Origin of the sequence: Alicyclobacillus sp. SP_1 (genome assembly GCF_024706985.1) — a bacterium.
In the GTDB taxonomy this organism is placed as follows: Bacteria; Bacillota; Bacilli; order Alicyclobacillales; family Alicyclobacillaceae; genus Alicyclobacillus_I.
The window spans coordinates 1-23,519 of sequence record NZ_JAMCCX010000021.1 but is presented as its reverse complement, the minus strand read 5'-3'; the positions used below and the strand labels follow the sequence as shown (position 1 = coordinate 23,519).

Sequence of the window (23,519 nt, the reverse complement as noted above, 5' to 3'; positions counted from 1 at the left end):
GAACAGCGGTCCCCACTCGCCATTACCAGAACCACGCCAACCAGAACCAAGGAAAGAACAAAAACGGCCACCAGACAAGCGTTTCATCGCCAGCTTCTTGCGGCAACTCGCTAAGGAGTTCAGAAGTTCCCTCCTCACCATCTGTCAACCGCACCGGTCGCTGCACTGGCCGCAAATAAATCCCTTCATCGGTCACAGAGTGCAATATCCCGTGATGAAGTTGCCCATCAATGGTGCGCACCGACACGTGCCGACCCATGTGCGGCATGACCTGCGCCCGCGTTACACCTGCCATGAGATTCCCTCCCTTCGCCACAGCCACACAGCCAAATGGAGATCTCGATAGCTCGGCGCCTACCTCGTCAGCCCGCGCCAATCGAGAATCTATCCCCAGTGTATGAGCCGCAGCCGAAGCGCGGAGCGGTATTTGTCCTGTCCACCGTGCCCGGTTCAATCCTCATGTTTGTCCACTGACGGGCATACAGTCAACTATTGACCTTTGCGTGCGTTTTGGCAAAAGAGGTGCATCCGTGAACATTCATGCAACCATTCTCATCATCGCGATGGTCACCGCCATAGACAACGCTCTGTTGGCTGGAATTATGGTGTCGGACGAGCATAACCCGCGTCCATACGGGTTGCTCGCATCCCTCGGCATTCTTCTGGTCGCAGCTCAAATTGTCAGCGTCGGAGCCATCCACCTCATAGCTCACCACCTCATCTTTCAAGTGACTTCTATCTTCATCCTCGCCTTCATGTCCATTCGCACGTTGACCGCCCCACCGCTACGCTCACGCCCCCGAGGTTTTCGCGTAGTTCCGCTCTGGTTGATAACCTACTTTGGGAATATTGACAATATCATTTGGTTTGGCTCAGCGGTTCATCGACAATATCGACTGCTCACTGTATATTCCATTTTTACGTTCCCTGTCTTTTATGTCACCGCCCTGTTTTTGTCCAAAAAATTAGCCGAGCAGCGATGGATACGCCCGCTCGGTGCTGGCATGATGGCTTGGGCTGCCGCATCTATGACCACAGAAATTCCGTGGATTCGGCATTGGATAATCTCTCTCGACGACGCATCCATTCCCACGTTTCAATGTCTAATCGCTGCGACCATCCTATTCATCGGTCTCCTCTTGCGAAAAGCTGGCCGCACCTCGACCTGACGACAAGTGGAAAATCCGGCGACTTGCCTGCACGACGTGCCCAATTGCGCCACTCTCGTCCAATGGTCATTTGTTCTCTAGATGAGAATTCGCTCGTCTTCTCAAACTTTACCCTGTCACACTTGTAATCGAGGTGCCACACGGCAATGAGTCGCTTGTTCGTAGGCATACCCAATTTTCAACAGCGTAGCTTCACTGAAGGCTGGGCCACAGAACGTGATACCAAACGGTTCTCCCGAATCTTCGTAACCCGCGGGGACCGTCAGCGAAGGATAACCGGCCTTGGCACCGATGGCCGCGCCATAGGTGCTGGCAAACACGACCGCATCCAGCCCGTGTTGTGCGAAGAACACATCGAGTCCTTCCCTGCGAGACAAGCGCAAGTCGTCCAAACGGGCTTCAATGTACTCCGGTTCCGTCAAACATCCAGACACCTGGTCGCTGGCTACAAGCCGACTCTGTCCATATTTCAGAGCGACATCGGCATGGGCTGCGTTAAATTGTAGTACTTCTGCCAGCGAATGCACCAAAACGTCTCGCGACAAGTTAGCGAGATAAGCATTCAGGGATGCTTTAAACTCATACGTCAAGACTGTATATTGTCGATTCGCTGTCGCAGCGGAGAGAGACAGGTGCGTGGTCAATTCCGCTCCTGCTTCGGTCAAAGCTCGAAGCGCCGTCTGAAACAGATGCTGTTGTCCCGGTGACATCTCCTCATGACCTACGTCGACCGGTACACCGAGACGCGCACCTTGCAGGCCATCTGGCGTCAAGCATTGACTATAGTCCCTTCGCACTTTGCCGCGCCCTACCAATGTCGCTATGTCGTCCACGTCTTCTCCAACTAACTCGCCAAGCAGCCATGCCACATCCTCCACCGTCTTGGCCATAGGACCTGCCGTATCTTGACTAAAGGAGATGGGGATGATACCGCGACGACTAATGAGCCCCACCGTGGGCTTGAGACCAACCAGCGAATTTTGACTGGACGGGCTGAGTATGGACCCGGATGTCTCCGTACCGATAGCGGCCACCGCGAAACTCGCTGCCACTGCAGCAGCCGAGCCAGAACTGGAACCACCTACATCGAATCGTCCGGGTCCATAAGGATTGAGAACTTGTCCCCCGCGCGAACTAAACCCATTCGGCATGCCATCCGTCATGAAATTAGCCCACTCGGTCATATTCGCCTTGCCAAGCAGGATGGCACCAGCAGCCCGCAATTTCGCTGCAACAGCCGAATCACGGGTCGCATACGAGTTTGCAAGCGCCAAGGAACCAGCACTCGTATGCATCTTATCGCCCGTATCAACGTTGTCTTTTAAGAGAATCGGGATGCCATGGAGGGGCCCCCGCGGTCCTTGTTGCTTCCTCTCTGCATCTAGAGCTTCAGCCGCAAACCAGGCATCCGGATTGATCTCTAGGACTGCGTTGAGACAGGGTCCGCGGTGATTCCATGCGGCAATTTGTTTCAAAAACAATTCGACCAGAGCGGTCGCCGTCAGTTCTCCCGCATCCATACCTTTCTGCAGTTCCGAAATGGAACTAAACAGCCACCTATCCATCTTTCTCCCTACTTTCCTCGTCTCCCTATCGACCTTATTGTAACGACAAATCCGTCGCCTAAGAAGAGAGGTATGTTCGGAATTGACAAAAATTTTGTCTCATCACGCCGACTTGCGGGACGCGCGCACAAACCAGTACCCAATGACCAGCAAGGCGACAAGCACCAGAAATGCGTAGAAGGCAATTCTCTGACTTGGTTCGAACAGTGCGTAAATGGTCAAAAGGACAAATAGTCCCAACGTCAGGTAAGTGGAATAAGGTGCACCGAAAGCAAGTCGAGAAATACGCGCTGTGCGTCCTTCCTGCGTTTTTCTCCATCTCAAAAACGTCCAAAGCATCACGGCCCAATAGAAAAATGTCATGAAACTCGATGCACTGATGAGAAAGTTGTAGACGCTCGATGGTAGCGCATAGGCAGCGCCAATGGCCACCCCAATCCCAGCAGCGGTGATGGCCAAGCCTCCGTAGGAAATACCGCGCTTGGAGACATGGTTCACCAGACGAGGTGCTTCGCCCGATTGACCAAGACTGACCAATATCTGCGTGGAAGAAAACACGGAACCCGCCATGACGCTGAACGATGCCATTAAAATCGCACCGTTAATGCCCTCAGCGAGCCAAGAACCTTCGTTATGCATCAAAGCCAAAACAAACGGGCTCGTGGCCGTGGACATTTTGGTCCACGACTCAATAGACAGGAGCAAAAAAATGGACAGAACGTACAGCACGGTCAATAAAACCACCGTCCAGACAGCACTGCGCTCGACTTTCTGTCCATTTTTCACGTCGACTGCAGCCGTCGCAAACACCCCAATGCCCGCATAGGCAAAGATGACAATCAACATCGACCGAAGAATGCCGCTGACCCCATGCGCAAAGAACTTACCACCGAACGATCCGCTGGCAGTGGCGGAACTGGTACTGCTAACTACCGGGCCGTGCAGCAAGACAAATGCGGCAAAGAGGATAAAGGCCACAAGCGCAGAAATTTTGACCACCGTCATAAACGACTCCACCCGGTCAAAGCTGCGGACACCAAACGCGTTGATGACGACAATAATGGCCGAGTACGTCAACGAGGAAACCCATAAAGGTATCTCAGGAAACCAGACCTTCGTAAACACCCCCATCGCCACGGCTTCGCTCGCAATGGTTAAAACGCCCGTGAGATAGTAAATCCACCCCTGCAAATATCCCACAAAAGGGCCGATGTAATCGTCCGCGTATACTTTGAACGAGCCAATCACCGGGTGTTTGACGGCGACGGACGTCAAGGCCCCTGTCACTTGCGCGGTCATCAAACCGCCGACCAAGAAAGAAATCAGGACCGCCGGACCAGCCGCTTGAATCGGAACACCGCATCCAAGGAAAAAACCAGCACCAATAATACCGCCTATCCCAATCATGACGAGTCCAAAAATGCCCAATCCGGACTTAGTCGAAGAAGAGTCTTCTCGCGAAGGTATCCTCCGCAAACTTCCCTTCAGCTTTGCCTGTTGCATGCACAACGCCCCCTCCATCCGTATCCATATCCCCCGAGTTACAGAGAATTATGCCCAAGGCATCCGATATCGGTTGGCGGGAGAGCCCGGTTATCGGGCGTTATCGTTGCGAAGCTTGAAGGGCCGTATCGAGATCCGCCAGAATATCTTCGACGTCTTCCAACCCAACCGCGAGGCGAATCAGTCCGTCTGCAATCTTCATCTGGTGGCGCACGTCGGCGGGAATGCCCGAATGTGTCATGCTCGCCGGATGCTCCACGAGCGTATGCACTTCTCCCAAGGAAACTGCTCGCTTACAAAGCGTCAATGCGTTCATGAATCGAATGCCACCCTCCAGCCCGCCTTTCAGAACAAAGCCGACAACCCCGCCACCTCCAAGCATCTGGCGTTGAAAGAGCAGGTTTTGAGCGGTACTCGTGCATCCAGGGTAATACACTTGTTCTACAGCAGGATGCTTTTGCAGCCACTCCACAACGGCCTTTGCGGAAGCATTGTGACGGTCCATGCGAAGACCGAGCGTCTTCATTCCACGCAGCACCAACCAAGCGTCAAACGGAGCAGCAATCCCTCCAAAATCTTTTTGAGTGGTGCGCCGGACCTCCCCGATAAACTCTGCAGTCCCCACGGCACATCCGAAAATGACGTCTCCGTGTCCGCCAAGATACTTCGTGGCGCTATGCACCACGACATCTGCCCCGTGCTCTATCGGCCTCTGCAAGACGGGCGTGGCAAATGTGTTGTCCACAACCAATCGCGCACCCACTTCTTTGGCCGCACGAGCAGAGGCAGCCAAGTCGACTAACTCCATCGTTGGATTGATAGGCGTCTCCACATAGATAACGCGCGTATTTTCGCGAACCTGGGCGCGAATGGAAGATTCATCGGTCAAATCCGCCAGCGTGTAATCGACCTGGAATCGATTTTTTAAAAACTCCAGCAGTCCATACGTGCATCCATAGACTCCTTGCGACACGAGCACGTGGTCGCCCGAATGGACAAGGGCGAGCATCACGGCAGAGATAGCACCCATGCCACTCGAAAAAGCAGCAGCATCTTCTCCCCCTTCCAACTCAGCGATGGACTCCTCAAATAGCCGAACGGTCGGATTGCCCAGTCTCGTATAAATGTAACCGCTTTCCTCTCCAGCAAAGCGCCGACCGCCCGATTCCGCGGAATCAAAAATAAAGGTCGAGGTCTGAAACAAGGGTGGTGAAATACTGCCAAGCAAATGCCCTTCCTCGCGAGAATCTGGTAAGTGGATGAGCTTGGTCTGAAGTCCTTTGCGCATACAACGTTTCCCCCTCTATCTGTTTTCCACTATTTTCTTTGCTGGGTCGCCCACTCTGAGAGAACTCGCTGTAGCGCCCTCTTGAATTCTATTCTATCTGCCTCCGTCCGCGCTCGCGGGCCACGACTTTTTCCAGAAACTTTCCGTTCGTGGGCATGCAGTTCTCGCTCGAAGAGCAGGAGGTCAATATTTTGCGCCGTATACTCCCGTCCGCAGGGGGACAGTGCTTGGGCCCCTTTCGCCAGCGCGAGGACCGCTAGCCCATAGTCTTGGGTAATCACGAGGGCACGAACCTGCCCATTCAGACGCTTCACAATTTCCAGGTCTGTCGCCTGCGGATGGGCATCTACCTGTATGCAGTCGGGGCCTGTCAGTTGATGATTGACAGAACTCACGACCCACACCGGAATTCCATAGTGACGCCCCAACTCTCGAGTAGATGCAACCACATCTCGCGGAGCAGCATCCGCATCGACAAAGACCGCCATAGACGCTCCTACACCCTCTCCTGCAATTCTTGAAGGAATGTCCATCGTTCGAGAAGTTGATCCAACTGTTCATTCAAAGTGGTCTGTTCATCAAACAGTTTCTGCAACGTCACATAGTCACCAGAGTGACGTTCCATCTGTTGTTGAACTTCCGCCAAAAGACTTTCCGTCTGCGCAATGTTCGCTTCCATATCCCGATATTCCATCTGTTCTGCATAAGTCAGTTTACGTCGTAGAGGCCCCGCCTCTTTCTGTTTCTCCTCAGGCAACGTCGGCAGAGGCGCTCCGGAAGAAGACTTCTGCGGCTCACTTCGGTTGGAAGCAACGCCCGCAAAGCGCGCTAGAAGTTCCGAATAACTTTGCAACGTCTCTTCCACGCGACCGCTACCATCCAGCACAAACAATTTGTCGGTAACACGGTCAAGAAAGTAGCGGTCGTGAGAGACTGCGACCACCGCACCCGAAAAATCGTCCAAGAACGCCTCGAGAACCGATAGCGTGCTGACGTCGAGATCGTTCGTCGGCTCGTCCAATAAAAGCACATTCGGCGCAGACATCAGAATCTTCAACAACACCAAGCGCCGCCGTTCGCCACCCGAAAGTTTGCCAATCGGCGCATACTGAGAAGTCCCCGGGAACAAAAAACGCTCGAGCATCTGACTCGCGCTGACGCGTTTACCGTCCGTCAACTCTATCGATTCATGCTCTTCTCGAACATAATCGAGGACGCGCTGCCGGTCATTCAAATCGTCCAACTCTTGAGCGAAGTAACCGATGCGCACGGTCGATCCGATCTCTACCTCACCGACATCCGGCGCGATTTTTCCTGCCATGAGACGCAACAAGGTAGACTTGCCGACTCCGTTCGGGCCAACGATGCCGATGCGGTCCTGACGCACCATGCTGTAAGAGAAATCCGAAAACAGGAGCCGCTCTCCATAGCTTTTCGCAACATGGGAGAGTTCGATGACTTTTCTGCCCAAACGCGAACTTACAGAGGCCATCTCGACCGCCGCAGGTGTGTTTTCCGGAACCGCTTCCAGTACTTCATAAAACTTGTCCGTACGCGCTTTCTGTTTGGTTCCGCGCGCTCGTGGCCCCCTGCGAATCCACTCCAATTCCGTCCGCAAAAAATTTTGTCGTTTGGCTTCGGTTGCCCTCTGCCCTTCTTCGCGGCTCAACTTTTCGGCAAGAAACGCTTCGTAACCCCCCACGTAGGAATAAAGATGGGCCCGGTCCAATTCAAAAATGCGATTGGTCACACGCTGCAAAAAATAACGGTCATGCGTCACCATCAACAGCGCACCTTTGCGGTTTTGTAGATACGATTCAAGCCAGTGAGCCGTTTCCTCATCAAGATGGTTGGTGGGTTCGTCCAGAATCAACAGCTGGCAAGGTTGAATCAAGGCCCTCGCCAGCGCCACCCGCTTGCGCTGACCTCCAGACATCGACGACGTCATCAGCGAGGGATTGGAAATTCCCACATGGCTTAGAATGCGCTTTGCCTCAAATTCCAGTTGCCAAGACCCAAATCGTTCCATTTTGTCTTGAAGACCTATCAACTGCTGTGCCGCCTTGCTATCCGCCGGAGATGCCTCTGTCCGTTCCAAGACCTCGTAGTACTCGCGCAACAGTCGCATAGCAGGCAAATCGCCATCGAGTACAGCCGCAAGCGCCGTCCGATCTGTTGCAAACCAAGGTTCCTGCGGCATGTAGTGAATGTTCACCGAACCTCCAACCGTGACCGACCCAGCATCTGGAGTGTCAAGGCCAGCAATGACCCTCAGCAAAGTGGATTTGCCCGTCCCATTGACACCGAGCAACCCAATCCGGTCTTCGCTGTCGATGCCAAACGAAATCTTGTCAAACAGCACTTTCTCCCCGTGGCTCTTCGTCAGGGATTCTACAGACACAATATTCATGTTCACCCTACCCATCGAAGCGAGACGACTACCAGTGTTTGTCAATGAATGCGTCGCGCCCCGACGCCTGCCGATACCTCTGATAGTGGCCAGGATTTTTGCGGTGGTACTGCTGATGATAGTCTTCCGCCGGATAAAACGGGGCCGCCGGAAGAATTTCCGTCACAATCGGCCGATGAAACCTGCCACTCGCGGCCAACTCCGCTTTCGATTGCTCTGCGGCCAAGCGTTGTTCTTCTGAATGATAGAAAATGGCCGTGCGATAGGACGGACCACGGTCATAAAATTGTCCCCCTGCATCGGTCGGATCGACCTGTTGCCAATACACCTCCAACAGTTTAGAGTACGGAAACTCTTTAGGATTAAAGCGAATTTGCACCGCTTCATAGTGACCCGTTCTCTCCGAACACACCTGCTCATACGTTGGATTGACGACATGACCACCGGTGTAGCCAGACGTGACCGAAAAAATTCCCGGCCACTCCTCAAACGGTTTGACCATGCACCAAAAACATCCCCCTGCAAACGTCGCGACTTCCGACGACGGTTGGTTCTCAGTGAGTGCCGAATCTCCTTGCTCCATTCCATACACCTCCGCTGCTTCCCTTCCTCCCTCATTTTATCACGACGGTGCCATCTGAGCTTCCAACCCTCGCGGCAGGATGGGCAAATCCCTCGCGCATCCCAGAAAGTGCCTCGCCAATTCGCTATAATGGACAGCAGAGAAGGAGGCAGACTAGACCATGAGCACGGACATGACGTGGGATCTCGATGTAATCTTCAAGGGAGGCAGTGCCTCTGCCGAATTCACCACCTTTCTGACCGTCTTGGACGAGGATGTTGCGGCCTTCCATCAGCACATTCGCGAGCAGGCAAAAGCATTTCAACTCGACGGCTTTGTCACGGCCACACATCAGTTTCAAGATATCGCCAGCCGTATTCGCGAAGCTGGTGCTTTTATTTCCTGCCTGACGGCGCAAAATGTTCATGACACTGCCGCCCGGCAGCTACAAGGTCATCTCAATCAATCGCGCGCCGCCTTTCAGGCTGCGCTCACCCAGTACGATGCCATCTTGCTCCACCTAAGCGACCAAGAGATGGCTGATGTTCTTAACCACCCAGGAATTGCTGAAGTCGCGTTCGCTATCACGGAGCGCCGTCAGCGTGCCGCCGACAAACTTCCTGCAGAACAGGAAGCCCTGGTTGCGTCACTATCGGTCGACGGCTACAACGGGTGGGGGGAACTGTACGACACCATCGTGGGCCGAATGCACATGGAAGTGGAGAAAGACGGAAAAGTGGACCGCCTGTCCATGGGTCAAGCGAGCAATCGGCTCCGGTCCGCCTCACAAGCGGATCGCGCTGCACTCTTTGCAAAGTGGGAAGAGACGTGGGCGAAAGAAGCAGACCTCTGCCAGCCTGCCATCAACCACTTGGCTGGCTTTCGCCTCGCGCTGTACAAGGAGCGCCAATGGGACTCTGTACTACGCGAACCTCTCGAAATCAATCGCATGCGTCACGAAACTCTGGAAACCATGTGGAAAGTGATTGAAGAGCACAAAGAGCCTTTCGTACGCGTTCTAAAAGCGAAGGCGAAACGTCTCGGCGTACCTCGCTTGAATTGGCCAGATGTGGACGCGCCGCTTGGCAACAGTGAGAAATCATTCACATTTGCAGAGGCGCGCGAATTCATTGTTCATCATTTTCGGAGTTTCAGCCCTCAAATGGCCGACTTTGCAGACCAATGTTTCGAACGGCGCTGGATTGAAGCCGAAGACCGTCCAGGAAAACGTCCGGGAGGCTTTTGTACCAGTTTCCCGGTGAGCGCACAGACGCGCATTTTCATGACCTTCTCCGGCACTGCGTCAAACGTGGCCACGCTCGCGCATGAACTGGGGCATGCCTACCATCAACACGTCATGCGCGGTCTTCCTCAACTGTTGACCAATTACGCAATGAACGTCGCGGAGACCGCATCGACGTTCGCTGAAATGATTGTTTCCGACGCCTCCGTCCAGTCGGCCAATTCGCCGCAAGAGCGTCTTAACTTAATCGAAGACAAAGTCGGACGCAGTATCAGTATGCTGATGAATATTCACGCGCGATTCCTGTTTGAAACGCGCTTTTACGAAGAACGGAAACGAGGCATCGTCAGTACCGAGCGCTTGAACGAACTCATGGTAGCGGCTCAGCGAGAAGCTTATGGGGACGCTCTCGGCTCCTACCATCCACACTTTTGGACCTCAAAACTACACTTTTACATCACGGGTACGCCGTTTTACAACTTCCCCTATACCTTCGGATATCTCTTCAGCACCGGCATCTACGCCTTGGCGCAAGCAGGAGGAGACTCGTTTGCGGACCGCTACGTCGGACTGCTACGCGATACAGGACAGATGCGGGTGGAAGATCTCGCTGCAAAACACCTCGGCGCCGACCTGACGCAACCCGATTTCTGGAATCGGGCCGTTCAACTTGCCGTCAACGACGCCGAGGAATTCGTCCGCTTAGCGGAGTAAGTTAAACTCGAATGCGCGTCGGCGCATTCGGTGCAGACTATCTCCCTTCCGACTTGAAGAACAGCCATCTGCTCCAAAACGAGCGATGGCTGTTCGCTTACTTTGCGTTATCTTGGTCTCTCTAGCGGCCATCGACCTCGTCGACCCTTTTCTGAAGTGCCAAGGCGACCAGCCGCTCCTTCTCTTCTTTCGACAAACGTTTGATGGCGCGTTCTCTCGCCATGGCCGCCACTTTCGTCGCTTGCACTTCCGCATAAGCCAACTCTACCGGTCGCCGTGAGCGCGTATACTTTGCACCGCGCGGGCTCTCATTGTGTTGCCGAATACGCTCTTCCAAATCTGCCGTGAAACCTGTATAAAGTGAGCCATCGCGGCAACGCACCATATAGACACAATACACATCCATCCGCTCCTGCCCATACCCATGGTGGGCATCCGCATACAATATAGGGCACTCACCCAATGCACTCACCCAATGCACTCACCCAATGCACTCACCCAATGCACTCACCCAATGAAGGAGGAAACAGACATGGGGTATCCACCCAATGAATCTCCGTATTACCTACAGCCATGGGAGAATCCCTATTTTGTCCCCGTTCGAGCGCACACGGAGGCGGCAACCCACCAAGCACCAATGTCCACGCCTCGCTACATGGTCGACCCATACGTCGTCCAAACGTTGCAATCGGTAATGGGAAAAGTTCTTGTGGTCAACACGGGTCACGGCACTCTTCGTGGCCGACTGAACGCCGTCAAACCAGACCATATTGTCTTGCAAGAACCGGAAGGCAAGTCGACTTTCTTCGTACGCATCCAAAAAATAGTTTGGATTATGCCCGACTAAAGCGCGAGAGATACTGGTCAATTTTAGAACAGGGCTCGTTGCTCGCCATAGCGCCCGAGCCCTCTCTGCAGTTAATCTCATCCTTCACGATGCTTCTGCGTCTCGTCCCGACGACTATTTTCTGTCCTTCTGTTCTTGCCACTCAGAGACATACTCTAATAAAGTTTCATGCAAGTAATGTCCTATCTGCGTGTACGCCTCGTCGTCCAAGTTGGCGAGCGAAACACGAATCGACCAGGCAGGTCCATGAAACCCTCCCCCGTTTAACAGCACGATGGATGATTTTTCCGCCAATCGGAACAAAATGTCCACGGGCTCATAATGTTCTTGCAAAAAACGTGTGAAATCCTCGCCGTGTTTGCTCCTCGCCCAGTCTGCTAAATCAAACTCTGTATAATAGCTCGCTGCGTGATCGAGCGTAGGCACTGGCAATCCCAGCCCATCGTACAAAAGTCGCATTCTGCGCCGGCAAATGTCCTTCGTCTGTTGTCGATAGCCACCATCGTCCACCAAGTCAAAGATTGCAAAAAGTGCCATCTGTACCTGCTGTGGCGTAGACAGTCCAGCCGTGTGATTCAGCGCCACTTGACGGCTGTCCGCCACCAGTCGGTCGATAAAAAGCATCTCTTCCGGATGCTGAGTCAGCGATGCATACCGCTGATTCAACTCTTGAACCGTGTCTCGCGGTAGATTTCGAAGCGCCTCATCAAGACGGCTATTCTGATGCACCGCCACAACTCCAAGTCGCCATCCGGTCACGCCAAAGTACTTCGAGAACGAATACACGCCAATCGTGTTTTCCGGCAGATACACCAAAAGTGACTCGTAGTCATCCACAAATGTCCCATAGACATCATCCGAGACCACAATCAAGCCTGGATTCGACTCTCGCACAATCCGCACCAGACGGTCCATCGACGACTTCGCCAACGCAACTGAAGGAGGGTTACTTGGGTTGACCAGAAAAAGGGCTTTGACAGCGGGATCCGCCAATTTATCCAACTCTTCATCCGGATATTGCCACGTGTGCTGCCCATCGCTAGCTCGACCGCTAGCCACAATCTCCACAACCTCGAAGTCGTATTCGCGAAGATGCGGGATTTCTACATACGGAGGAAAAATTGGAACCATGATAGCCACTTTGTCACCCCGATGTAGGAGATGATTCTTCAGGAGCGTATCAAAAATATAACACATGGCGGCCGTTGCGCCTTCGACCGCAAACAGATGAAACGACCCACAGGAAGCGTTGCCGCGGCACATGGCCTTCATCAAGTAGTCGTGAACCACAGTCTCCACAAAGTGCAACATGCGGTCGGGCACGGGGTAGTTGTCTCCAACAATACCGTCGACCAACTCGAACACCCAATCTTCTTCCTTCCAGCCGTGCTTGGTTGTTCCGTAAGCGACGACTTGTCTCAGGAATGAAATGCCTAAATCATCGGGCCGATCCGCCATAAACTGATGCATTCTTTCTGCTATCCCAGCCTTCTTGGGCTTGCCAGCAAGGTGCCCTTCCTTCCAGACTCGCCGACTCTCCATCAGGGCAAACTGTCCCAACTGGAAGAATGCGTCACGGGGGGTTGCGGCAATCCAATTGGGGTTACCACGGCCCGCATTCAGCAGTGCATGTGCACTCTTTTCCTGCCCGTCATTGGCCAACTCTATCAACTTGTTCTTAAATTCGAATGGACTAATGGCTTCGTAGGATTTCTCCATCGCTCGCTGTTGTTGCCTGTCTGAATTCACATCCATGCCCCTTTCCATTCCGGCTCTGTTCAACGTCACAACACTTGTTTAGAATGCCCGAAATAAGCCCACGTTAAAGAAACAAGTTCTTGACGTCGGCGGCAAGACGAGACGGTTCGGTGACTGGCGCCTGACAAGCAAAATTCCGACAGAGATAAGCTGTAGGTTGACCGTCGACCATCGGATACTCTGGTAAACGGTCAAATATCGAGGGTCGTTGCGATGCGTCCCAGTGAAGAAGGGTGCCATTTTGTATGCCTGCCCGCTGCCAAATGCGAAGCATTTCTATCGTACGCGAATCCTCCGATGGCCCAACCACGACCAATTCAGTTCCCGGATACACTTCGCTGCACAGTGCAGAGAAAAGAAACGTGTGCGCGCTCGGGTACTGCCGCATCTCTGGCAACACAACTCGGACCGCGCGGCGCGCCGCTTCGGTGAGCGCATCGTTGCCAGTCATCCGGCCCATTTTGAAGAGGCACGCAACCGCCACACTATAGCCGGACGGAAGAGCGCCGTCCGATGTGTCTTTCGGACGTACAAACAGTGCCTCTGCATCGCTCGCCGTCAGGTAAAATCCTCCCAACGGATCGGCAAACAAATGCAGCATCTCCTCCAGCAAAGCGTTTGCACGCACCACATAGTCGACATGAAGCGTGGCATCATACAATTCCATCAAAGCCCAAGCATAGAACGAATAGTCATGCAAGCACCCGAGATGCGCTGCCTCTCCATCGCGGTACCTTGCCAAGAGGCGCCCATCGCCTCGCCGCATGTGCCGCCACAAAAAGGCATCTGCGCTCGCCGCACGGTTCACGTACTCCTGCTGCTCAAACAGTCGTCCGGACGTCGCCAAGGCGACCATCATGAGTGCGTTCCAGGCTGTCAAAATTTTGTCATCCAACGCCGGATGAATCCGTCGTTCTCGCGCCACAAATAGCTTCTGGCGATACGCTTCCCACTCTTCCTCAAGAAGCATCGGTGCTGCGGGGGAAAGAGACTCTTTCCCATCTGTGGAATCCGCGCGGCGAATCGTATGTAATATCGAACGTCCGTCGAGGTTACCACCTTTTGAGACACCAAAATGCCTCATGACGCGACTGCCAGCCTCGTTCCCCAGAACCGCGCAAATCTCCTCCGGCGTCCAGGCATAAAACTTTCCCTCTTCCCCTTCAGAATCCGCATCCTGCGCACAATAAAACGCTCCATCAGGAGACGTCAACTCCCGTTTCACATAAGACAACACGTCTTCCGCCACATTTTTGAATCGAGGCATCCCAGTAACCTGAAAGGCTTCGGCATAAGCCAGTCCAAGCAAGGCATTATCGTAGAGCATTTTCTCGAAGTGGGGAATCTCCCAGCGTCGGTCCACAGAATAGCGGGAGAAGCCAAACCCAACGTGATCGAACAAACCACCTTGCCGCATACCATCCAGAGTGCGAACCACCATAGAAACTGCCTCCGGCTCCCGGGCCAAGACACCATAGCGAAGCAAGAAAAGCAGATTGTGCGGCATGGGAAACTTCGGTTCCCATCCAAATCCCCCGAACTCTGAATCAAACTCCGCGCGAAGTTCGTCGTAGGCCGAGCGCATGTCTGTCAAGCCTATCTCCACCTCGCCGCCGGACCATTCGGAAGAAGACAGAATGTGCTCGGACATCAACGGATCGACCGATGCACCACCACTCGCTCGGGCTCCCTCGCTTCGCTCCGAAAGGGCGGACACCAGTCGATCTGCGTTCTCCAACAACCGCTCCCGCTGCTCGTCCCACATCTTTCCCATTCTTTGCAAAATATCCACGAAGCCCGGACGTCCGTATCGAGCCGTCTTGGGGAAGTATGTTCCAACAAAAAATGGCTTGCGATCCGGCGTCATCAGCACGGTCAAGGGCCATCCACCTTCGCCCGTAAGCGCTTGGCAAGCAGTCATGTAAACGTGATCGACATCGGGACGCTCCTCCCGGTCGACTTTGATGGCGACAAACCTCTCATTTAAAAGCTCCGCAACTACCTCATCTTCAAAAGATTCTCGCTCCATGACATGACACCAGTGACAGGTCCATATATTACTCCATTACCGTATATTGCCACTCGTAGCCCCGCAGGGCTACGAGTAGCCTATGGACAAAAGGATGGGCCGGTTGAACCTGCGAGCGATGCGGAACGCTTCGTCGCACCAAGGGTACCAGTCGACCGGGTTATGGGCATGTTGGAGTAAGTATGGTGATTTCTCGTGGATGAGGCGGTTGGTGTGTTTGTGGCCGCCGTTGTTGGAGTTCACGGTTGAATCATCCTCTCTGGTGAGATTTACCGTTAGTATACACCCAGGTGGCGGAAAGTATTTGCTTGACCCCTAGTTGAGATGCTCACTTCGACATCACCCACTACTTCTCCACTGTCATCGGATCCACTCTTGTTTCCGGTTCTAAGGTCGCCAATTCTCTTATACGTACCAAGGAATTCTTTGTAATTTCATGATTTTCTAATTCGCTGACGAGATTTTCTTGACGACGCCAGGGATTAGACCTCTTTGTGACACCATCAAGTGCCGTGAGGCTTCCCCGCCACATTACCGCACTGGTTGTCGTCTCCACCCATGGGGAAAGTGGTACTCGCCAAGATGTTCACCTCGCTTGCTACGTCCCTGCTCCGTTGTCGATACTGTATGACATTACATAGACATTCGACATTGATCGAATTTCATCATTCATATATATTTGTAATCATCAACATACATTCGTCTCGGAGGTATCGTCCATGACCGATAAAGACAGTCAAGTTCTTATACAGTTACTTAAGGCACTGGCAGACGAGAGCCGGATCCGCATTCTTGGAATTCTGACCCAACACGAAACCAGTGTCGATGAACTGTCCGCTTATACAGGCCTTAAACCCCCTACGGTATCTCATCATTTAAGTCGGCTTCGGGAGTTGGGACTGGTCAGCATGCGTGCTGACGGGAATGTTCATTTTTACAAGTTTCAGAACGAATCTCTTCGTAGATTGAATCGCCTCCTCCAGCCGGAAAAGTTGGCTGCGATGGCAACCGCCGAGGGTGACGCCTGGGAACAGAAAGTGCTGAACGATTTCCTCATCGGCGAGCAGCTCAAGGAGATTCCGGCGAGCCGGAAAAAGCGACTGGTGATATTGAAATGGCTTGTACAGAAGTTTGAGTGGGATGTGCGCTATCCGGAGTCGGAGGTCAACGAGACCCTCAAACGCCACCATCCCGACTTCGCTACCATCCGCCGTGAATTTATCGGGAATAAGCTGATGTTGCGGGAGAATGGCGTGTACTGGAGGATTGGTAGCGAATCTAAGCCGGACTCTGGTCGATGAAAGACGTCATTTACCTCTTGCGATCTCAAGTACCCTACCGTCGCTTGTTATCCGCCAGCCTCATCAGCGGATTGGGTGACTGGTTTAACAGTGTCGCATTGCTTAGACTGCTCCTGCCCTCACAGCATCCGGCTTGGCCGTAGGCCTGACCTTGGCTGTGCGGACGCTTCCCTATCTCGTTATGGGGCCAATTGGCGGGATCCTGGCGGATCGGTTCAATCGAAAAACGATTCTGCTGATGTCGGATTTTGCCCGTACGTTTTTGGCTCTCCCTGGCTACGCCATTTTGGCCATATGGGTTGCGCCTGCTTTCTGACGGATTTTCGAACGCGTCGCCAATCATTCGCGCTACTGCGCTGTGTAAATCAGCACAAGGAAAGTACAAACTCGATGACTCCTATTTGACGTCTGCTTTGCAGGACAGAGACGCCCGGGTTCGTTCCGCCGCGCTGTACCACATTTTATGTCGCCCCGCTCTTCGGGGTCATTATGTAGAAGCCATCATCAAAAGGTTTGAAGATGAGGATCCTGATGTCAGTTTGCTGGCCATTCAAATTTCAGGAATGACTAAACTGTCTCTATTCGTTTCCGCTCTCGTCACAGGTCTCCGAAATGAAGCAGTGGAAGACCGCGACATACACTTTTGGGGACGTATCCTATCCTTGAGACAGGTGACCAACCAATTTTTCATGCCTGACCCTCCATTTCAGATGGTTGAATGCGGAGATTCGGACGTACACCGGCAAAGACGGCTCAAGCTGACTGAAAGATGGGAAGAGTGGCTGCAGTCATCGGAGCATGAAAGTAATTCGGAGAATTTTTGATCAAGATCGCATGAACCGAACGTGTAGACCGCCAGCAAATTAGGGGACACGTCTCACATCACCGTTCGAACGATTTACCGCAGAGGCGCTGAAGTGCTATTCTTGCCTCGCGACGAAAACGCAAGACTTTCCTTGTCGCTTCTCGATACACTTCCTCCCTGTCTCTTGGACCGATTGAAATGATTTCCATGTGTAGGAATCCGTCGATTCGACGTGGTCGATAGATGATTCTTAGCGAAAGGGACTGACGTATTGAGGATCCTGGATCGCTTGCCGAAGCTGTTCCGCATAATCGGCGCTGACGGTTGGCCATTGCCGATTCGTATTGCAACAGCGTGGCTACATCCATGAGAAAAAGGCGCCATTGGGGAACAAACGACATTTCCAATACGCGAACATGCCGATTGCCCCAAATGCGTATTCCTGAGCCCCATTTGTCGTCGATGAGCACTTTGTGGTGAAGTTCTTCACCCACTTTTTCCAGGGCTCGCGATCTGCGATCACAGAAAAAGCCGTGTATGATCGACTGACTGTGGATTCATTCGTGCACCCTGCTCCACTCGTGGGGTCTGGTGATCTGTTCCCAGTGGCTGTGTGATTTTTCATAGCGCGCGATGGATTATACCTGGTTGTATGAGAGTTGTGTCGTGAAGGATCTGTATGCCACAAGCCCAGCTTTCGCTCTGGCGCGCACAATAGAGGAATTGGCCAACGCCGTGTGGAACGTGGGTCAGCAGCAGTAGACTGTGGACGGTCACGGCAGACACATTGACCGAAGAGGCCATTGTCGCGTGATACAATGCTGTAAGAGGTGTCAGGAATGACAAACAGCAGTGACATTCGCGTCGTAATCGGCGCTGGCGATTATGCGCACAACAACCCAGGCTGGTTTTCCACCCAGGAAGACGACTTGAACCTTCTTCGGCGCGATGACTGGCTACGCCAGTTTGCTCCCGGATCGCTGACGGCCATCCTGGCCGAGCATGTATGGGAGCACCTGACCGAGGACGAGGGAACAAGGGCGGCTCGCATCTGCTTTGAATTTCTGAAGCCCGGCGGATACGTGCGCTGCGCGGTGCCCGATGGCTATTTCCCCAACGCGGCCTATCAGCACATCGTGCAAGTGGGCGGTCCCCCGGACATCCCCGATCACCCGGCGGCCAGTCACAAGGTCGTGTACAACTACCGGACGCTGACCGACGTATTTGCGCGAGCCGGGTTCGAAGTCCGATGGCTGGAGTACTGTGACGAAACGGGCGCTTTTCACTCCACCGATTGGGATCCCGCACAAGGGCTCATTTACCGCACGCTGCGCTATGATCCGCGAAATCAAAAAGGGCGGCTGGAGTTCGTGTCACTCCTGATTGACGCGGTCAAACCGGACCGGCAAACAAGGGGTAAATCCGCGTTTTGTTGGTTGGACCCCGTAGTGCTTCTCATCCCCATTTGACATCCACCTTCTCAACCCCATGGTGGACAATCCGTGTCAACCGTAGTGTATAGTATACTATCATGCAAGCGAGTGAACACCTCAGTCCACAAGACTACGAGAGAGTGGAACCCTCAGACATGGATCGGATCAAGGAACAACTGGTTATCGCGTATGACCTGCAGGCGACGACACGAGAGGCAGCTGTGAAAGCCCCCTGGAAGTTGCAAGAACGGGAAGAATTTCTGGAACGCGTACGGAGTCGAGGCGGACATACGCTCCTGGAGATCGGCGCAGGACCGTGCCACGACTCCCAGTTTTTTCGCGATCACGGGCTGGCGGTTCGCTGCATCGATCTCTCGAGTCGGCATGTACAATTGTGTCGCGACAAGGGCTTGGATGCATCCGTGATAGAATTTTGTGCGATGAGTCTCGCAGACGAAGCGTTTGATGCGATCTGGGCTCTCAACTCTCTTCTGCACGCCGAAGGCACAACTTCCTGCGGTCCTCCAGGAGATCTGACGCATCCTCAAGCCCGGCGGCCTGTTTTACATGGGTGTCTATGGCCGGAACAACTCCGAGGGGATTTGCGAACGTGATCACTACGATCCCAAACATTTCTTTTCCTTTTTTCGAGCGCAGGACCTGGTGTCACAACTGGAGCCCTACTTCTCGGTTCGGTCGTTTCGTGTCTTGCCACATTCGGACGATCTCGACTTTCAGTCGGTTATCCTGCAGCACCCATCGTTTGAGGAGAGTCTATAACCATGGCCATGATGTCGCCGTCATTCTACAAACTTCTACTCGGTCAAACCGTCTCTTGGTTCGGCACCCTGATTGGCCGCCTGGCTTTGCCGTTTGTTGTCATCTACATCCTGAAGGCGTCGGCGCTGGACATAGCTTGGGTCCGACTGGCCGAAATGGTGCCGGGTGCCTTGGTGGGCCTTTTCGTCGGAGTCTGGGTGGACCGACTCGCGCGCAGACTCATCCTCGTAGTATCGGACGTCGCACGCGCCTGTCTGGCCTTCACGGTTCCGCTGGCGATTGCGTTTGACCACCTGACGCTTCTCTTGGTCGTGGTCGTCGCGGGCCTCATGTCTTTGTTCACTGTGAGTTTTGACGTCGCCTACGAAGCCTATCTTCCAGAACTCGTGCCGGGCCGCGATCTCGTTACGGCCAATCGCTACCTCTCGGCAGGAGGTTCTGTGGCCGAAGTCATGGGTTTCGCCGTGGCGGGCTTGTTATTTGAAAGTACAGGAGGCGCGTGGACCCTTTCAGTAGATGCGATGACGTATGTCCTGTCCGCCTGGTCTCTGCTGACCATTCGAGCCACCGCAACCACAGCACCCAAGACGACACAGTCGCGCCAGACACGCGTGCACTGGCGAACAGAACTCGTCCAAGGCTTGACGACGCTAAACGCTGACCCGCAACTCGTGACCTTGACCGCGATGGGCGTCCTTCTCGGGGCTTACAGCGGCATATCCAGTACCGTGTACATGCTACTGGTCAGCCGCGGGCTCGGTGTCGCGCCTGGTATACAGGGAATCTTGTACGCGGTGGGCGGCCTCGGCGCTCTCGCGGCAGCCGCGTTGGCCGGCCGCACCGCGCGCCATTTGGGGATCAGAGGCACCTTGATCGCAGTCAGTTGGGTCGGCTTGATGGGTACCGCACTGTTGCCCCTCGCAGCCGGTCCCGATTGGCTTGTGATTTTGTTTGTCCTCGGTCAACAAATTTTCGGCGACGGCGCGGACACCCTCTATCACATCCACGCCACGAGTTTGCGACAGACTCTCATCGAGAACTCGCAAATGGGCCGGGTCAATTCTGCCTGGCATGTGGCGCGTTCCACGGCGGTTGTGCTCGGCGTTGTAGCAGGCGGTCTGCTGGCGGGCGACATCGGCCTGCGCGGCACCTTCTGGATCGCCGTTGGCTTTCGAGCCGCCGCCGCTCTGTGGGCATACAGGTTGAGACCATGCCGCGAAGTGCACGTCTAAGACTGCGCGAGCATCCCTGGCACACGCGCTGGCCTGTGGTACAATTGCGCTGGTGATAGCGAGAACTTGCCTGGAGGTAGAAACATTGAAACTGATGTCGTGGAACGTCAACGGACTGCGTTCGTGCGTCCGGAAGGGGTTTCTCACCTATCTGGGGTACCGCCAACAAAATGACGCAAAACCAACGCTAAGACAATTTATGGATTCGAATCTTTGTTTTTTCCTACGCTAACATTAAGAAACGCGTTTGTGAATATACCGCATTCCGTGTATTTATACGATTTTCCGAGACTAGGCTTCTGTCGCATTCGCGCCCAATAGCGACAGAAGATACTGAGCACTTTAATGACAACAACCACAAGCATCCTCAACACCACGGGCTTCCTGTATCGCCTCTATACCTTCTTTCACAATGAAATACACGAGCGCAAGTCCTGCCAATGCATTTAGCCACCACCAGCCTAAAAATGCGGTTAGAACGAGTCCTACAATTAGTGTCCAAGCCATATAAGCGCAAACGATACTACAGGAACCGTCGGCTCCAAGTGCCTTGCTACCAATTTGCGTGCCAATTTTCTTTTTCGCACGAGAAAGGTAAGGCATGATGATGCCGGAAGCAACTGCAAGCGCCAATCCAAGCATGCTGGTTTCTGAACCTGAACGTGTCCAGAGATCGTATCCAGCCATCACGAAAATGTATATAGCCAATGCAAGTAAAGAGACTCCAACAACCCAAGAGGCACGTTTCTCAGCTTGCTCAACCCGCTCAATACTCGCACCATTTGACTCGACATAAAGACGCCACAGCAGGATTCCTCCTGCTACTAATTCAATAATACTATCGGCACCAAATGCAGTGAGAGCTAGTGAGTGAGCCACGATACCTGCTCCAATTGCTACTGCTGCTTCTACGATCATCCAAAAAATACTGACGATTTCAATATTGATGCCCTTTTTAACCTGCATAGCTTGCACCGACAACATTTCCACCCCCTTGCCATTGTTGAATCGAATTCAAAATCGTGAATGCTGCGGGTAACAATCTATAATAGACAAGTTTCCCATCTTTACGATATGAGGCAAGTCCTGAACGTTTAAGCCATCTTAAATGGTGAGATGCATTCTGAACAGTTGTGTCAAGCAGTGCTGCGACCTCACAAACACATAATTCATCATTCGCAAGAGCAAATGCTACTTTTAATCGTGTTGAGTCTGCCAGTGCCTTAAAAATCACTGACAGCAAGTCGGTCTGTGGAATAACAGAACGGAGTCGTTCCACTTTCGACATGTCCACACATTCGATCTAGCACATGTGTCGTTTTGGCATCTTAAGTCACTTCCTTCAAACGATTGTTTGAATATAATATGCCCTGGAGTAAGCCACGAAGCAAGGGATTCGTGCTCAATTTGGTATAAAAACTGATGCTGGATTACTGCACCCCAGCTCAACATTGCTCTCTCTATGATCTTTCGTTTTCTCCTTCATTCTAGCTCATTCGCAGTTTTTCATGTTTGACATGACCGTCCGATGCAATACACTCGAACGAAGTAAACTCTTCTCCCCACCACACCCCCAAACTCACTCCCACAACTTTTCGCATCCGCCCATCCCAGTTGCACCAAAGTTGCACCAAAACACAATCCCTACCGCTTCCCCGCCCCTCTACACAGCAAAAAACCGCGCAACCGCGCGGTTTTCAATGGTGAGCCATCCGCGACTCGAACGCGCGACACCCTGATTAAAAGGCTGCGATGGCTGCGACGGAGGATGTGGGGCCGAGTTGATAGGGCCTCGACCGAGACAAGACGTACCGAACATACAAAACTGCGCGTTATTCGTTCAAACCTATCCACGGTCGATTCGGAAGGTATTCATCGCTTAAGTCACGGGTCTACGGATGCAATTGATGGATAGTCGGTCGGCACTTGAAGCGTAACTGACCCGTTAACCCATTAGGTCGATTCCGCATACGACAAACATTATCCCGGATTTCGACGGTTTTTGCTTGATGGAGTCTCGTTAGGTTTCCAATGAATATTTTGGAATTATAGTCTCCGATCTCGGTGAATTTCAAGCAGTTCATCCGCTCGAAAGCACAACTCCCCCCTCCCCAAACGGGCATCCTACTCTGCATTCTGTTGTCGCTTGACTATGTGACAGCGAGCAACATCTTTTCCGTGCGTTCTTGTGTATGTTTGGGTAAGCGGATAGACCATCGTCTGGCATGATGCACGAGAAGACCAGGCAGGAACATAAGGGAGCGGCGTAACCGGTTGGCCGTCCAGTTTCGCACACCCGGCTTCAATTCCGTATGCTTGTACAGTAGCATCAGATTGTACGCCAACAGCTTCAAACTGTGCTGCGCCTGATTTGCGCCAAAATCTCGGCTTGAGAACTGGTCGATGGCAAAGCCATATTTCGCTTCTTTGATGTGGTTTTCTGCGTTGCCTCGAAAGTTGTAGAATCTCCACACATCTTCCGCATCCCAATCGAGCGTCGTGACAATGGCCTCGTACTCCCAGAACCAATCCGCACATAGGACTTCTTGTGGATCAATGTCCAGCTTTCTAACGAAGACCACCCGTCGTGGCTTCTTCCATGTCGTTGCCTGATACGTCGTCGAAGCCACGTCTATATGTTGAGTGTCGTCGTTCGGGGTGAGGCACTTCCACTTGAGCGTCGTCGCAATCTCCGCTAAGGGCTTTGTCCACTTCATCTTGATGACGTAGTCTTGCGCGTCCGTCTCTAGCGTTTCAAACACTTTCTCTCCTGTAAACCCTTTATCCATGCGAACAACGCCAATAGATACACCCGATGGAAGCTGTCTCTTGAGTCCTTCGTAAAATGATGCAAATCCTTCTGCTGTATGAGCATCTCCA

19 protein-coding genes and 2 pseudogenes are annotated in these 23,519 nt (G+C 53.1%); 8 read left to right on the top strand and 13 right to left on the bottom strand.

Annotated elements, in window-relative coordinates; all coding sequences use genetic code 11:
* Nucleotides 1–22: 22 nt before the first annotated feature.
* A complete protein-coding gene (locus M4I36_RS06915) occupies nt 23–295 on the bottom strand; it encodes an LSm family protein (protein ID WP_258111000.1) in 273 nt (90 codons plus the stop codon).
* Nucleotides 296–530: 235 nt separating this feature from the next.
* On the opposite strand from M4I36_RS06915, the gene M4I36_RS06910 reads away from it, so the two are divergent.
* A complete protein-coding gene (locus tag M4I36_RS06910; RefSeq protein WP_258110999.1) occupies nt 531–1,169 on the top strand; it encodes a hypothetical protein in 639 nt (212 codons plus the stop codon).
* A gap of 116 nt (nt 1,170–1,285) precedes the next feature.
* Here the strand turns inward: M4I36_RS06910 and M4I36_RS06905 are convergent, their stop codons facing one another.
* From M4I36_RS06905 to msrA, 6 genes and pseudogenes are all read right to left on the bottom strand, one after another.
* Nucleotides 1,286–2,734, bottom strand: a complete 1,449-nt coding sequence (locus M4I36_RS06905; protein ID WP_258110998.1) for an amidase family protein — start codon at nt 2,732–2,734, stop codon at nt 1,286–1,288.
* A 102-nt stretch (nt 2,735–2,836) separates the two neighbouring features.
* Nucleotides 2,837–4,237 (bottom strand): amino acid permease, encoded by a 1,401-nt coding sequence (locus M4I36_RS06900; protein ID WP_258110997.1) that lies wholly within the window; start codon nt 4,235–4,237, stop codon nt 2,837–2,839.
* 100 nt (nt 4,238–4,337) lie between these two features.
* Complete coding sequence (locus M4I36_RS06895) at nt 4,338–5,525, bottom strand: trans-sulfuration enzyme family protein (protein ID WP_258110996.1); 1,188 nt, start codon at nt 5,523–5,525, stop codon at nt 4,338–4,340.
* A gap of 29 nt (nt 5,526–5,554) precedes the next feature.
* Nucleotides 5,555–6,013, bottom strand: coding sequence for a YaiI/YqxD family protein (locus tag M4I36_RS06890; protein WP_258110995.1), 459 nt, complete (start codon nt 6,011–6,013; stop codon nt 5,555–5,557).
* Nucleotides 6,014–6,021: 8 nt separating this feature from the next.
* Nucleotides 6,022–7,935 (bottom strand): ABC-F family ATP-binding cassette domain-containing protein, encoded by a 1,914-nt coding sequence (locus tag M4I36_RS06885; RefSeq protein WP_258110994.1) that lies wholly within the window; start codon nt 7,933–7,935, stop codon nt 6,022–6,024.
* A gap of 31 nt (nt 7,936–7,966) precedes the next feature.
* A pseudogene (msrA, locus tag M4I36_RS06880) lies at nt 7,967–8,518 on the bottom strand (peptide-methionine (S)-S-oxide reductase MsrA); the annotation flags it as partial.
* Between the two features lie 160 nt (nt 8,519–8,678).
* On the opposite strand from msrA, the gene M4I36_RS06875 reads away from it, so the two are divergent.
* Nucleotides 8,679–10,454, top strand: a complete 1,776-nt coding sequence (locus M4I36_RS06875; RefSeq protein WP_258110993.1) for a M3 family oligoendopeptidase — start codon at nt 8,679–8,681, stop codon at nt 10,452–10,454.
* Nucleotides 10,455–10,575: 121 nt separating this feature from the next.
* On the opposite strand, the gene M4I36_RS06870 is transcribed toward M4I36_RS06875, so the two are convergent.
* A complete protein-coding gene (locus M4I36_RS06870) occupies nt 10,576–10,926 on the bottom strand; it encodes a GIY-YIG nuclease family protein (RefSeq protein WP_308661099.1) in 351 nt (116 codons plus the stop codon).
* A 60-nt stretch (nt 10,927–10,986) separates the two neighbouring features.
* On the opposite strand from M4I36_RS06870, the gene M4I36_RS06865 reads away from it, so the two are divergent.
* Nucleotides 10,987–11,301: a YuzF family protein gene (locus tag M4I36_RS06865; protein ID WP_374985671.1), complete on the top strand. Its 315-nt coding sequence runs from the start codon at nt 10,987–10,989 to the stop codon at nt 11,299–11,301.
* 114 nt (nt 11,302–11,415) lie between these two features.
* Here M4I36_RS06865 and aspD read toward each other — a convergent pair whose 3' ends face one another.
* Both aspD and M4I36_RS06855 read right to left on the bottom strand, forming a co-directional pair.
* Nucleotides 11,416–13,056 carry an aspartate 4-decarboxylase gene (aspD, locus tag M4I36_RS06860; protein ID WP_258110992.1) on the bottom strand — a complete coding sequence of 547 codons (1,641 nt, stop codon included), beginning with the start codon at nt 13,054–13,056 and terminating at the stop codon, nt 11,416–11,418.
* A 67-nt stretch (nt 13,057–13,123) separates the two neighbouring features.
* Nucleotides 13,124–15,331, bottom strand: a pseudogene (locus M4I36_RS06855) (thioredoxin domain-containing protein).
* A 476-nt stretch (nt 15,332–15,807) separates the two neighbouring features.
* On the opposite strand from M4I36_RS06855, the gene M4I36_RS06850 reads away from it, so the two are divergent.
* The 5 genes from M4I36_RS06850 to M4I36_RS06830 all read left to right on the top strand — a co-directional run bounded on the left by M4I36_RS06850 (nt 15,808) and on the right by M4I36_RS06830 (nt 20,639).
* The gene (locus tag M4I36_RS06850) at nt 15,808–16,389 is read left to right on the top strand and encodes a DUF2087 domain-containing protein (protein WP_258110991.1); all 582 of its coding nucleotides are present in this window, start codon (nt 15,808–15,810) and stop codon (nt 16,387–16,389) included.
* Nucleotides 16,390–16,540: 151 nt separating this feature from the next.
* Nucleotides 16,541–16,705, top strand: coding sequence for a hypothetical protein (locus M4I36_RS06845; RefSeq protein ID WP_258110990.1), 165 nt, complete (start codon nt 16,541–16,543; stop codon nt 16,703–16,705).
* Nucleotides 16,706–18,033: 1,328 nt separating this feature from the next.
* Nucleotides 18,034–18,663 carry a class I SAM-dependent methyltransferase gene (locus M4I36_RS06840; protein WP_258110989.1) on the top strand — a complete coding sequence of 210 codons (630 nt, stop codon included), beginning with the start codon at nt 18,034–18,036 and terminating at the stop codon, nt 18,661–18,663.
* Between the two features lie 119 nt (nt 18,664–18,782).
* Complete coding sequence (locus tag M4I36_RS06835) at nt 18,783–19,241, top strand: class I SAM-dependent methyltransferase (protein WP_258110988.1); 459 nt, start codon at nt 18,783–18,785, stop codon at nt 19,239–19,241.
* A gap of 168 nt (nt 19,242–19,409) precedes the next feature.
* Nucleotides 19,410–20,639 (top strand): MFS transporter, encoded by a 1,230-nt coding sequence (locus M4I36_RS06830; RefSeq protein WP_258110987.1) that lies wholly within the window; start codon nt 19,410–19,412, stop codon nt 20,637–20,639.
* Nucleotides 20,640–20,981: 342 nt separating this feature from the next.
* On the opposite strand, the gene M4I36_RS06825 is transcribed toward M4I36_RS06830, so the two are convergent.
* The 3 genes from M4I36_RS06825 to M4I36_RS06815 form a co-directional block, all read right to left on the bottom strand.
* Nucleotides 20,982–21,623: a cation efflux transmembrane domain-containing protein gene (locus M4I36_RS06825; protein WP_258110986.1), complete on the bottom strand. Its 642-nt coding sequence runs from the start codon at nt 21,621–21,623 to the stop codon at nt 20,982–20,984.
* Nucleotides 21,595–21,927 (bottom strand): ArsR/SmtB family transcription factor, encoded by a 333-nt coding sequence (locus M4I36_RS06820; protein ID WP_258110985.1) that lies wholly within the window; start codon nt 21,925–21,927, stop codon nt 21,595–21,597. Before M4I36_RS06820 ends, M4I36_RS06825 begins: the two co-directional genes overlap by 29 nt.
* A gap of 862 nt (nt 21,928–22,789) precedes the next feature.
* A partial coding sequence (locus M4I36_RS06815) for a transposase (protein WP_258110984.1) occupies nt 22,790–23,519 on the bottom strand: 730 nt, incomplete at its 5' end.

Coding starts and splice junctions, on each gene's coding strand:
- M4I36_RS06915 (WP_258111000.1), bottom strand. CDS start 295: ATGGCAGGTGTAACGCGGGCGCAGGTCATGCCGCACATGGGTCGGCAC.
- M4I36_RS06905 (WP_258110998.1), bottom strand. CDS start 2,734: ATGGATAGGTGGCTGTTTAGTTCCATTTCGGAACTGCAGAAAGGTATG.
- M4I36_RS06900 (WP_258110997.1), bottom strand. CDS start 4,237: ATGCAACAGGCAAAGCTGAAGGGAAGTTTGCGGAGGATACCTTCGCGA.
- M4I36_RS06895 (WP_258110996.1), bottom strand. CDS start 5,525: ATGCGCAAAGGACTTCAGACCAAGCTCATCCACTTACCAGATTCTCGC.
- M4I36_RS06890 (WP_258110995.1), bottom strand. CDS start 6,013: ATGGCGGTCTTTGTCGATGCGGATGCTGCTCCGCGAGATGTGGTTGCA.
- M4I36_RS06885 (WP_258110994.1), bottom strand. CDS start 7,935: ATGAATATTGTGTCTGTAGAATCCCTGACGAAGAGCCACGGGGAGAAA.
- M4I36_RS06875 (WP_258110993.1), top strand. CDS start 8,679: ATGAGCACGGACATGACGTGGGATCTCGATGTAATCTTCAAGGGAGGC.
- M4I36_RS06865 (WP_374985671.1), top strand. CDS start 10,987: ATGGGGTATCCACCCAATGAATCTCCGTATTACCTACAGCCATGGGAG.
- aspD (WP_258110992.1), bottom strand. CDS start 13,056: ATGGATGTGAATTCAGACAGGCAACAACAGCGAGCGATGGAGAAATCC.
- M4I36_RS06850 (WP_258110991.1), top strand. CDS start 15,808: ATGACCGATAAAGACAGTCAAGTTCTTATACAGTTACTTAAGGCACTG.
- M4I36_RS06840 (WP_258110989.1), top strand. CDS start 18,034: ATGACAAACAGCAGTGACATTCGCGTCGTAATCGGCGCTGGCGATTAT.
- M4I36_RS06835 (WP_258110988.1), top strand. CDS start 18,783: ATGGATCGGATCAAGGAACAACTGGTTATCGCGTATGACCTGCAGGCG.
- M4I36_RS06830 (WP_258110987.1), top strand. CDS start 19,410: ATGGCCATGATGTCGCCGTCATTCTACAAACTTCTACTCGGTCAAACC.
- M4I36_RS06825 (WP_258110986.1), bottom strand. CDS start 21,623: ATGTTGTCGGTGCAAGCTATGCAGGTTAAAAAGGGCATCAATATTGAA.
- M4I36_RS06820 (WP_258110985.1), bottom strand. CDS start 21,927: ATGTCGAAAGTGGAACGACTCCGTTCTGTTATTCCACAGACCGACTTG.